The organism is Heyndrickxia sp. FSL W8-0496, assembly GCF_038007825.1.
In the GTDB taxonomy this organism is placed as follows: Bacteria; Bacillota; Bacilli; order Bacillales; family Bacillaceae_C; genus Heyndrickxia; species Heyndrickxia oleronia.
Genome location: NZ_JBBOXX010000001.1, coordinates 2,871,267 through 2,883,307, shown reverse-complemented (window position 1 = coordinate 2,883,307; position 12,041 = coordinate 2,871,267). Strand labels below are relative to the sequence as shown.

At 33.9% G+C, this 12,041-nt stretch carries 11 protein-coding genes; 9 read left to right on the top strand and 2 right to left on the bottom strand.

The window, feature by feature from the left end:
• The first annotated feature begins 103 nt into the window (after positions 1 to 103).
• The 8 genes from NST63_RS14595 to NST63_RS14560 all read left to right on the top strand — a co-directional run bounded on the left by NST63_RS14595 (position 104) and on the right by NST63_RS14560 (position 8,693).
• Complete coding sequence (locus NST63_RS14595) at positions 104 to 1,114, top strand: DJ-1/PfpI family protein (RefSeq protein ID WP_341042714.1); 1,011 nt, start codon at positions 104 to 106, stop codon at positions 1,112 to 1,114.
• Between the two features lie 12 nt (positions 1,115 to 1,126).
• Positions 1,127 to 1,561, top strand: a complete 435-nt coding sequence (locus tag NST63_RS14590) for a hypothetical protein (protein WP_341042713.1) — start codon at positions 1,127 to 1,129, stop codon at positions 1,559 to 1,561.
• 17 nt (positions 1,562 to 1,578) lie between these two features.
• Positions 1,579 to 2,193 carry a DUF2306 domain-containing protein gene (locus NST63_RS14585; protein ID WP_212941457.1) on the top strand — a complete coding sequence of 205 codons (615 nt, stop codon included), beginning with the start codon at positions 1,579 to 1,581 and terminating at the stop codon, positions 2,191 to 2,193.
• 92 nt (positions 2,194 to 2,285) lie between these two features.
• Positions 2,286 to 3,686, top strand: a complete 1,401-nt coding sequence (locus NST63_RS14580) for a DUF1565 domain-containing protein (RefSeq protein ID WP_341042712.1) — start codon at positions 2,286 to 2,288, stop codon at positions 3,684 to 3,686.
• A gap of 192 nt (positions 3,687 to 3,878) precedes the next feature.
• Positions 3,879 to 4,589, top strand: a complete 711-nt coding sequence (locus tag NST63_RS14575) for a DinB family protein (protein ID WP_341042710.1) — start codon at positions 3,879 to 3,881, stop codon at positions 4,587 to 4,589.
• A gap of 488 nt (positions 4,590 to 5,077) precedes the next feature.
• Complete coding sequence (locus tag NST63_RS14570) at positions 5,078 to 6,439, top strand: MFS transporter (protein WP_212941449.1); 1,362 nt, start codon at positions 5,078 to 5,080, stop codon at positions 6,437 to 6,439.
• On the top strand, positions 6,423 to 7,190 hold the full coding sequence (locus NST63_RS14565; RefSeq protein WP_341042707.1) for a sugar phosphate isomerase/epimerase family protein: 768 nt from the start codon (positions 6,423 to 6,425) through the stop codon (positions 7,188 to 7,190). The genes NST63_RS14570 and NST63_RS14565 overlap by 17 nt, the downstream gene beginning before the upstream one ends.
• A gap of 495 nt (positions 7,191 to 7,685) precedes the next feature.
• Entirely contained in the window at positions 7,686 to 8,693 is a 1,008-nt protein-coding gene (locus NST63_RS14560; protein ID WP_078110194.1) for a DUF3231 family protein, read from the top strand.
• Positions 8,694 to 8,884: 191 nt separating this feature from the next.
• Here the strand turns inward: NST63_RS14560 and NST63_RS14555 are convergent, their stop codons facing one another.
• On the bottom strand, positions 8,885 to 10,297 hold the full coding sequence (locus tag NST63_RS14555) for an aminotransferase-like domain-containing protein (RefSeq protein WP_341042702.1): 1,413 nt from the start codon (positions 10,295 to 10,297) through the stop codon (positions 8,885 to 8,887).
• Between the two features lie 107 nt (positions 10,298 to 10,404).
• Here NST63_RS14555 and NST63_RS14550 point away from each other — a divergent pair, with 107 nt between their 5' ends.
• Positions 10,405 to 11,319, top strand: coding sequence for a DMT family transporter (locus NST63_RS14550; RefSeq protein ID WP_212941441.1), 915 nt, complete (start codon positions 10,405 to 10,407; stop codon positions 11,317 to 11,319).
• A gap of 6 nt (positions 11,320 to 11,325) precedes the next feature.
• Here NST63_RS14550 and NST63_RS14545 read toward each other — a convergent pair whose 3' ends face one another.
• Positions 11,326 to 11,880: a cysteine hydrolase family protein gene (locus NST63_RS14545; RefSeq protein ID WP_078110197.1), complete on the bottom strand. Its 555-nt coding sequence runs from the start codon at positions 11,878 to 11,880 to the stop codon at positions 11,326 to 11,328.
• Between the last annotated feature and the right edge of the window lie 161 nt (positions 11,881 to 12,041).

Genomic DNA, 12,041 nt, shown 5'->3' with positions numbered 1-12,041 from the left:
AGATATTCGATTGTTATGCTTTCATTGTCAGTCGAGAAGAGAAGCTTCACAACGATATTAACCCATATTTAATTCAATTATAAACTAGAAAAGAGGTTTAATTATGCATATTCAGATAGTTTTGTTTGATGGATTTGATTTGTTAGACGCAATTGCCCCTTATGAGGTATTTACTGCTGCTGCAATGTACTCAAACGAAGAAGTAACGGTTGAATTTGTATCTGCAGAAGGAAAGCGAATCGTTGAAAGTGGAGTTAATCACGTAAAGCTTCAAGCGAACGGTAAACTCGACTTATTACATAAAGGAATCATTCTAGTACCAGGTGCAGCTGGATCAGTCGATAATGATGGACCAGATTCTATTCCTGTTAAATTGAAGCAAGCTTCTGAAACAGAATTAAGACATCTACTAAAAGAAGCGATAAAGAAACCTACGATCGTACTTTCTACTGTTTGTGGTGGGGCACTTATATTAGCAATGGATGGTTTATTAGTAGGCCGTCACGCAGTAACCCATCATATGGGAATGGAGCTTTTACGTGCAACTGGGGCAATTCCTATTCATTCCCGTGTTGTTGATGACGGAAACTTAGTTACCGCAGGAGGAGTTACTTCAGGACTGGATGTTGCTCTTTATTTAGTCGAAAGAGAACTAGGCCCACGTATTGCACTTGAAGTTGAACAGTTATTTGAATATGAACGTAGAGGTACTACATGGAAAGCAATAGGAGATATGCCTAAAGAAATACCACAAGATCATTCACCTGAACAAGAAACTAAAACCCTGGCCCCTAAATTGGTTCATGATGAAATGAATGTTGACGGGAAATGGAATACCTCTATTTCTACACCGATCGGAAAAATCGCTGCACTAATCGATATTGTCTTTAAAGATGGAAGAATCGAAGGTACGGCAAAGCAAGGAGAGGAAATCGTCCCTTTAGAAAACCCTGTTCTAGATGGAAATCAATTAAAGTGGATTCTTAAAGTTTCAAAACCTATGCGTCTTACATTAAAATTTTCCGTATCAGTAGAGGGCAATAAAATGTATGGTGAAGCAAAAGCAGGAATGTTACCTGTCTCCAAATTAACTGGATATCGTATGACACAATAGAAGGAGAGAGTCATGTATTCATTTATTGTATTTATACATGTTTTGAGCGCTGTATCTTTGGGTGGCTTTCTTGCTTACCCTTTCATATGGAATAGCTATGTATCTCAATTAAATAAAGAAATTTTAGTCGTTCCTAAAGTGATCACGAGCTATATTCGATTCGGTCATTATGCGTTAGTGTTACTCCTGTTTTCTGGAGCATGTTTGGTTATATATTACTCAACATCCCCCTCTGTTTTCTGGGTTGTCATCGCAATTGCTCTATTAGTTCTAATTGGTGGGCTTCTAGGAATGATTCATAAAAAATTGAGAGGTATAAATCTTGGAGGATTTTCAGATAAAGAGTTGATAGTCAAATTATTAAGCATAAAAAGAGATAGCATTATCATGTCCTTATTAATACTAGTAGCTATCTTTATTATGACAAATCGGAGTTTATTTTCCTAACTTTATGGAGGACTATAATGAGAAAATATATAATTGTAACCATTGTAATCATCCCTATGATGTGGATTTTTCATACTTTTTCAAAGAATTTTTTGGTAGATCCTACTTTCCAAAAATTTATCTCATATAAAGACCAAATGATAACTAATCAAGGTCTATGGGTCATTATGATTCGAATTCATATTATTCTAGCCATTATTTCTCTACTTACTGGTCCTTTAGGAATTCTTAAAAGATTAAGAGTTCAATCTATCCATTTTCATAGTTGGAATGGACGAGTATATGTTATGTCAATTATTTTAAATTTCATTCCTGGGGTATACGTTTCATTTTTTGCAACGGGTGGATGGTTTAGTACAATCGGTTTTTTATTATTAAATCTACTTTGGTTAGTAACAACCTTCCTTGGTTATCTATATATCAAAGATAAAAAAGTAAGCTTACATAGTCGTTGGATGATTCGAAGTTTTTTTCTTTCCTTTGCCAATATGACGATTTATATCATAGTGACTATCACACATTATATTTTACATTTTTCTTATGGAACATCATATTCAATAGCTGTATGGGCATGTTGGATTATAAACCTACTCGTTGCAGAATTAATCATTAGAAAAAAAGTATTATTTTAAACTAGTATTATATATAAACACAACAAAAGATTAGTAATTTTATTGATAGCAGTGTATGATTTGGTTAGGATTTTGATATAAGGATTGATTTAATGAAGAAAATGTATTTTATAATGCTTGCGGTCATTGCAATGATAGTGATTTTAGTTGTGTTGAATAATACAAATACAAAAAACGCTCAGGCTATATTTGTAGCTCCAACGGGAAATGATCATAATGAAGGATCAAAATCAAAGCCATTTCGTACACTAAAAAAAGCTGCTTCAGAAGCTAAGCCTGGTACGACTGTCTACATCCGAAAAGGTACATATCATGAAAGGCTTGTCATTAGACATAGTGGTACGAAATCAAAACCGATCAAGTTTAAAGCCTATAAAAATGAAAAAGTTGTTCTTAGTGGTAAAGGGGTAGACCATCTTTCAGGAGATACGGCTTTGGTGACAATAAAAAATAAAAATTATGTCACGATAATGGGACTATCTATTCAAGATTTGACGACGAATTTAGCCGACGAAACGGTAATGGGGATATATGTAACTGGCTCTAGTAGCCATATTACATTGGAAAATAACCATGTACAACGAATTAAAACTTTTGCAGATGATGGAAATGCACATGGGATTGCTATTTACGGTACCGGTCCGATGAATGACATAAATATTTTAAATAATACTGTTGAAAAATTAAAACTTGGTGCTAGTGAATCCATTGTTCTTAATGGGAATATTGATGGGTTTAGAGTGGAAAATAACCTAGTTCGTTATACGGATAATATCGGGATTGATCTAATAGGTTATGAAGGAGTTTCTCATGATAAAGATGCAGATTATGTGAGAAACGGTGTTGTCCAAGAGAATAAGATGTATGAAGTATCTTCTTTTGGTAATCCAGCTTATGGAGAGGAATACTCTGCTGGTGGTATTTACGTAGATGGTGGAAAAAAGATTACGATTAAAAAGAATACTATATTTAATAGCGATATTGGAATTGAAGCAACTTCTGAGCATGCAAATAAATATGCTGAAAATATAATAATTATAGATAATATTGTTTATAACAACTATTATACGGGAATATCGATTGGTGGATATGATGAGAATCGGGGAGGTACGATTCACTCTACTATTTCAAAAAATATTGTTTATCGAAATGACATAAAAGGACTCGATGGCGGACAGATTTTATTACAGCACGACATAAAAAATAATGTAATTGAAAAAAACATACTATCTGCTGGACCATCGCGTTTGTTTATCGTCAACGATTTTACTACGAATCAAAAAAATATTCTAAAAAGGAATGTGTTTCATAAGGAAAAAGGAAAAGCTGGTTTATGGGTATGGAAAGAGAAGGAATATACTTCATTTTCAGATTTTAAAGCTGCATCTAAAAGTGATGCGAAATCTAGCTATATAAACCCAAAATATAACAATGAAGATAACTATGATTTTACAATGGAAAAGGATTCACTTGCCAAAAAAATTGTAAAATAAAAACGGGCTACTGCAAATGATGTTTTTTGTGGAAAAATAGTTTGAACTATGAAAGAGAAGAGGATTTCTGTTATTGACAGAAATCCTCTTCTCTTTTTCTTTTGAGTGGAAATGAATGTATTTTTAATAAAGGTATTATTGCCATTGAACTCGAATAAGCAATGAAAAGATGTAAGGGAGTTGTTCAAAAGTATGGATGTAATACAGCGAAAGGAATGGAATGCTAACCATAAGAAGTTAACCGAAATTATTTTGAAATCAGAGGAACATTCTCAAGCCATTCAATTATTTCTTTCACAGCATGCATTATTGCACTCGTCCTCGGTGGGGAATAGTGGAAATCCAACTTTAGAAGATGAAGTATTAATTGATTTAGAAGAAAAATTATATAGAGAGTATCCAGTAGCAAATCGTGATACAAAGAATTCAATTGTATGGCATTTGTGGCATTTAGCACGTATAGAAGACATGACTATGAATATCCTTATAGCAAATGACGAACAAGTTTCAGTGAAAGGAAACTGGACCGAAAAAATGAATATAGATTTTTGTCACTCTGGAAATGACATGAGAGATGAAGAGATTGCTGAACTAAGTAAAAGCATTGATTTTGATTCATTAATTGCATATAGACAAGCTGTGGGTAAAAAAACACGTGAAATCATCTCTTTGCTGGAGCCAGGTCAATTCAATGAAAAAGTAAATAAAAATAGAATTAATCGACTGTTTGATGAAAATGCAGTCACTCAAGAATCAGCGTGGATAGCTGACTACTGGAGTAAAAAAACCATTGCTGGGCTAATTTTAATGCCTGCAACAAGACATAATTATTTGCACTTGAATAAATGTATTCGTATTAAGGAAAAAATTCAAAAGCGAATGAAGAAGTCAAAAGGGTATTGATTAGTATGAGACATTGTAGAAAATAATATGCTTAATAAAGATACAGCTAATAACTTTGAATTAATTTTTATAATAATAAAAAGGCTCTTAACTCAAACATTGTTCCTATTTGAGTAAAGTTATAACTATTAAATATCGACTGAGGATCGCTACACGTATCATTTTACTGAGAAGAGCTGCAATCTCCATAAGAACCGCTAAAAATCCTTTATTGGGAGTAAAAGCCGGCAGTTGGGCTTTTACAAAAGCAACAAACTATTCAAAAAAAGCCAATAAAAAATTACTAAGAAAAATAGTAAATAAACAGGTTGACAAACTAAACTGAATAATTTATAAATAAAATATCATAATTTTTAAAACTATTTGATAAATGGCCGGAGATAAAAGAGAAGCCATAGTCATTAAAAACATGAATTTTATGTTTTTTTGACTATGGCTTTTGTTATTCTTTCATTTATTTTCAGTCAAATAAGGAAGGGGAGATTGAGATGAGTTTTGAGGGATTAGATTCACCGAAGTTAAAGCGCTTTCAAAGGAAAATAACGCTTTTGTCTGCAGCGGGAACATTTCTTGATGGTTTTGATTTAACGGTAATTGCTGTAGCAATGCCACTAATTTTAAATCAATGGGATATAGGGCCAGGATTGCAGGGGTTGATTACTTCATCTGCTGTTATCGGTTCATTCATCGGAGCATTATGGCTGGGTAATTTAACGGACAAATTTGGCCGGAAAGCCATGTATGTTATTGATTTGTTAGCCTTTGTAGTGTTTGCTGCTTTAACTGCATTCGCTCAAGCACCTTGGCAGCTTATATTATTCCGATTCTTACTTGGGATTGGCATTGGTGCGGATTATCCTATATCCGCTACGCTCGTTTCCGAGTTTAGCTCAACCAAAAGTCGAGGGAAGCATAGTACATCACTAGGAGCAATGTGGTTTGTGGGAGCGGTAGTTGCCTATATTTGCGGAATATTATTAGCACCTTTAGGTCCAAGTGCGTGGCGATATATGCTTTTAGTCGGCGCTGTGTTTGCACTTATTGTTTTCTACTTTAGGGTAACACTCCCGGAGTCTCCAAGATGGCTTGCTTCTAGAGGACGCGAAAAAGAAGCAGAGGAAATTATGCTGAAAATTACTGGTAAAAGGGTTGTTATTAAACCGAATACAAACAAAAAGCAAAAATTACGTGATGTTTTTTCTAAATTATTATTTCGCCGCACTTTCTTTGTATGTGGATTTTGGTTCTGTTATGCAGTAGCGTATTATGGCATTTCTATGTATACACCTACTATTTTAAAACCATTTACTAATGGTTCGCAAATGTTGGCTTATATTGGGTCTGGAACTGTTAGTGTGTTAGGTCTGTTAGGAGCAATTATTGGAATGAATGTTGTAGAGAGGATGGGGAGAAGACCTTTAATTATTACATCTTTTTCAGGGCTATCAATCGCATTAATCATTTTAGCTCTTAATCCACATCCAACAATGGTATTTTTAGTTATTTTATTCAGTCTTGCTGTTCTTTTTGCGAATATGGGTGGAGGGATTCTTAACTTTGTTTATCCGACAGAATTATTCCCGACAAGTATTCGAGCGAGTGCTTCAGGACTAGCTACTGCAGTTAGTCGTATTGGTTCAATTTTAGGAATATTAGTCTTTCCTCAGTTGGTTGTTGCTTGGGGCAATAGTAAAGCATTATGGCTTTTTGCAGTCGCAGGTTTAGTTGGGTTAATTATTTCAGTCCTTTTAGCACCAGAAACTAAAGGAAAAAAATTAGAAGAACTAAATAATGAAGCTATATCAACACCAAATGAAGAGATAGGTGACGAGCATGGAAAAATGGCTTAGTCTTTGGTCCATTGGTCAAAATGGGAATATAAGTGATTTTACTGATATTATACAATCTGGCTTTGATGGAATTGAAATATGGGCAGAACACTCTTGTTCGAAAGAGTATTTAAACCTTGCCAAGAAATCTGGATTAAGAATAGGGTTACATTTGCCATTTCATGATTTGAATTTAGCTACACCTGATAAAATTCTGTATGAGAGGACCCATCAAATATTAGTAGAATGGTTAGCTACTCTTTCTCATTATGGTGGGAAGCATGCGACCATTCATGGAGGATATGCATGGTCATCAGAAGAACGTGACGAAACTTTAATCAGAGTACGCGAACGATTGCTCATACTAAGCGAGGAAGCGGAACAATATGGTATTGAATTATTATTGGAGAATTTAATTCCAGATTCATTAAATTATTGCCATCATTTTGCTTCAAATGTTGATGAATGGATAGAATTAATCCGATTTGCAAATATGAAAGCCTGTTTAGACATTGGCCACTTGGCTGTAATGGGAAATGATTTGGAAACTACAATTAAACAATTAGGGAGCTATTTAGGTGCAGTTCATCTGTCTGATAATGATGGGAAATCTGACCTTCACTTACTTCCAGGTGAAGGAATCAACCTATCAGCCGGATTAAATGGGTATTTGGCTAACCAAAAATTTTCAGGACCAATTGTTTATGAGATAAATCCATATAAATACTCATTAAAGGAGATCATAAACTATATATTAATGACTAAAGTATGATTATTGTTGGCTGTTTTCGTAAAGTTTGTTGTTTTGTCAAAGCCCAATTGCATGTTTACACTCCATAAGGATTCAGAGCGGTCTTATGGAGTTTTCAGCTCATTCCCTCGGGAAATGAAAGGGAACTAACCCTCTTATTGGTTACCGTACAGGCGCAATTTCCATCAACAGGGTAACCAAACCCTCCCATTGGTTACCGTACAGGCGCAATATTCATCAACAGGGTAACCAAACCCTCTCATTGGTTACTGTACCCCCGAAATTTTTCCCCTTCACGGTATTCATACACTCCCCTCAAGCTAGAGCCCTTTATTTACGGGCTCACAGCTTGAGGGTTATTTTTCGAAATAATGATCAATCACATAACAAAGTAAAAATTTATCCAATTTTAATTTTAGTCTTAGTGGTTTGATTTCTTTAATGAAAGCAACGAATATAACAATATTAATAATCAAATAATAATATAAGGATTGATAATTAGGAGGTTAAAGCTTGATGGCTTTTAAACAAAATACAAAATTAACTGCTACAGAAATTGCACAATTATGGTCTGCATATATGAATAGTAGTATGTGTAAATGTATTTTCACATCATTTCTTGCAACAGTAGAGGATAGTGAAATAAAGGAGATCATAAGTTTGGGGCTGGAAACTGCGAATAGTCATCAAAAAAAGTTAATTTCAATTTTTAAAAACGAAAGCTTTCCCATACCATATGGGTTCAAAGTAGCAGATGATGTTAATGTAGACGCACCAAGATTATTTTCGGACAGTTTTATGTTGTATTTTAGTTACAATATGGGGATTATTGCTTTTAATTTCTATTCGCTATCTAAGACATTATCGGTACGTTCGGATATCAACGAATATTTTTCAAATTGTGTTCAGGAGCTTGATCAGTTTGATACAATGACGAAAAATGTACTTTTGTCAAAGGGCTTATTTATTCGATCACCATATTTGAATCCTAAAAAAGAAGTTGATTTTGTAAATAATAAAAAGTTTATGGCAGGATGGTTTGGGGATAAAAGGCCCTTAACAGTAATTGAAATAACTAATCTTTTTACCAATCAACAAAGAAATGCGTTAGGGAAATCAACAATGATGGGATTCAGTCAAGTTGCGCATTCTAAAAAAGTAGGGAAATTTATGGTTAGGGGAAGAGAAATCTCTGCGAAACATGTTGAAATATTAGGTACTGTTTTAGGTGAAAATCATTTACCAATCCCAATGACATGGGATTCAGAAGTCACCGATTCAAAAATCTCTCCATTTTCTGATAAATTGATGATGTTTATGACGACAACCTTAATAGGTTTAAGTATCGGATTTTATGGAACAAGTGCTGCAACGAGTATGAGAAGGGATATATCACTTGATTTTGTAAGATTATCGGCGGAAATTGCAAAATATGCAGAAGAAGGTGCAAATATCATGATAGAAAATGGGTGGCTGGAAGAACCACCACTATCTGAAGATCGCGATAAACTTGCTAATACCTAACATGTTAAACTTTGTAGCATTATATAAAAAAAATAAGCTAGCAATTAAAATTTCTGAAGAGTTAGCTGAATAGCCAATATTTAAAAAAGTTGATACCCTTTAGTATAAATATGGATTGACTATTCGAAGCAGGTTGCTTGAATGACTATTACTTAACTTTATGAAAAAAGGGATATTTTATGAAATCCTTATTATTCTTCAAGTGATTCTACGACTTCTACAAAAGATTTTAATCCATCCCGTAGCTGATGCTCATTAATATAGGAATAACTTAACCGTATCCACGAGGTTTGTTGTTTTAGCGGATCACAAATTTGTCCGGGTACAAAAGAGATAGAGTGCTCGAAACATTTGGTTAATAACTTTTCAATAGAAATATGCTGAGGTAGTCGTACCCACAAATTTAGGCCGCCATTTGGACTAGTCCATTGCCAATTTGTTACGCTTAGTTCTTCTTCCATGATTTCTTTTCGGATAGAGATGGCGATGCGTAATTTCTCTAAATGCTGCTGCATCCGCTTTGAAGAAAAATAATGCAAAAATATTTTTTGGTTAAGAAGGGGTGAGCCATTATCAGTTAATGATTTTACAATCATGAGTGATTGCAAAAGGGAAGAATGACAAATAATAGCTGCAATTCTTAAACCAGGAGATATATATTTACAAAAGCTCCGTACATATATGACAGTTCCAACTGTATCGTATGTGTAAATGGGAGGCGGTGGTTTTCCTACAAAATAAATATCATGATAAACGTCATCCTCTACTAATAAACAACGATATTTCTCAGCCAATTCAACTAACTGTTTACGTTGGCTATTAGGTACAGTATAGCCAGTAGGATTATGAAAAGTCGGATTTAAATAAAATAAACGTGGTTTATAATGTTTCATCAAGTATTCTACTTGATCTAAGTCATATCCATTGGAATGGATATCGACACTAATAATTTTGGCCCCGTTCTCTATAAAAATATCAATGGCAGGGCTATAGCTAGGTCTTTCTAATAATATAATATCTTTTGCTTTGACAAAGGCTTCTGCGATTATATGAATAGCCTGTTGTGAACCAGAGGTTATTAACAACTCAGTTGCATCAATATGTTTTTTGTATTGGTTAATAAAGTACTTTGTCAATGATTCTCTTAGTTCTAAATCACCTTGCACAGTAGAATAGGATGAAAGAACCTTAGGGTAAAGGTCAAATACCTTCTTTACATAATCCGATAAGAAATGGTTTGGAAGAAGATTTGGATCGATTAATGCTTGAGAAAAATTATAAGTTACTGGAACTTGATGAATTTCACTTAAATGATTTTTTCGCACATAAGAAGAAACAATTGGATTTTCTAAGTTTTCGGTTTGCTTTGTTCCATTTGATTGGACATAATATCCTATTTTATCTTTTACGTAAATTACTTCATTTTTTTTTAATAATTGATAAGCTTTATGAACAGTTAATCGATGGACATTCATTTCTTTTGCCAATTGTCTGATCGATGGAAGCTTATGATGTTCGTTCCACACTTTTTGTTCAATTTTACGTAGAACGTATTGATATATTTGCTCAAAGAGAAATTCACCATTTCGAACCCCTTTTACCAATTAAATCCCCCCTTACTTTGATTTTATCATGAATAAGTCTCATCTGTTCTATTTACTCCAATCTGTTCTATTGCTTCTCGTTTAAGATAGAAACAGGGAGGGATATTATGATATTAGTTAATTATATGTTCATGTGCTTAATTTTTGGTACCACATTTTTAGCAATAAAAATAGGGATTGATGAAGGGTTGTCCCCATTTTTTTCTGCAGGAGTTCGCTTTTTTATTGCTGGACTACTTCTATTTCTCTTTATGGTGATGAAAGGAAAAGCGAGGATGCGGTTGTTTTTCCAAAAGGAGATGTTTATCACAAGTGTAGGATTAACCTTTGGTACGTTTGCTCCATTATATTGGGCAGAACAGTTTGTAACTTCAGGGATTGCCGCAGTTTTGTCTGCAACAAGTCCAATATTGATTATATTATTTCAGACAATTTTTTTTAAGAAAAAAGAAAATTTGAAGGTGTTTATAGGATGTTTGGTTGGAATTATCGGAGTAATCATCTTACTCCTGCCTAATTTTGTTATTAAAATTAGTTCAATGTGGTTCATTGGTTGTTGTATGATACTTGTGAGTGCAATGTTTTATGCACTAGGAACCATTTATACAAAGCACGTCGTTCAGAAATATAAACATGCATCACCGATTGCTTTAAACGCAACACAGATGATGCATGGAGGAATCTTACTATTTATCTTATCGCTTTTTACAGAAAACATTGATAATAATCAAATCTCATCATCTTCAATCATTTCTTTAGTGTATTTAATTATTTTTGGTTCAATTGCTGGACATAGTCTATATTATTGGTTGGTTTCTAAAACGAATTCTATTTTTCCTTCTACATGGCTATATATATCTCCACTAATTGCTGTTATACTCGGAGTGTTCCTTTATTCGGAATATTTTTCGTGGATAACTGGACTTGGTGCGCTGACCATTATGCTAGGAATCATTCTTATTAATTTTGATACATTGCTTACATTAGTAGGGAAGCGAAGTTCCAGTCCTCGTGAAAGCTGACCCCATCTATATGTAGCGGGGGTTAATCTTTATATTTTCATTATTGTTAAATTGAATTTCTATTGTTGCTCTAAGCGAGACAAAAGCATTTCCCAACACTTCATTGTGATGATCAATAATTTGCTTGGCACTTAGCGTATTTGAATCCCATGTTCGATGAGCATCCCTTACAAGTGTAACATTATATCCGAGACTAACTGCATGACGACATGTTGTATCTACACAATACTCTGTTTGATTTCCAGCAATAACAAGGTCATCGATCTGTTGAGCTTGAAGCATTTGATGAAGCTCAGTATGGTGAAATGAATCCGGTGTTTGCTTTTGTATGATTATTTCACCCTTTTTGGGGGCAATAGACGGATGAATTTCCCATGGAGGAGTTCCGGTTATGAATTCCTCATCATTATGCTGAACATAAAAGATTGGAATGCTAGAAGACCGTGCTTGATTTAGTAGGTATTGAATATTATTGAGAAGTTGTTCTCCATCGTATATAGGATTAGAATCGTCGAACATGGCATTTTGTACATCTATAATTAGTAATGCAGTTTTCTTCATTATCAAACACTCCTTTTGTAGATTACATTTAGGATTCGATATTTTGGCAAATATCCCTTCTAAAATAGTAAAAAGTCATATATATAATATGAATGAAAATGATAATAGTAGCGATAATTACTACTTTGCAAAATAATTACTATATTAGTGACGGCGAGTAT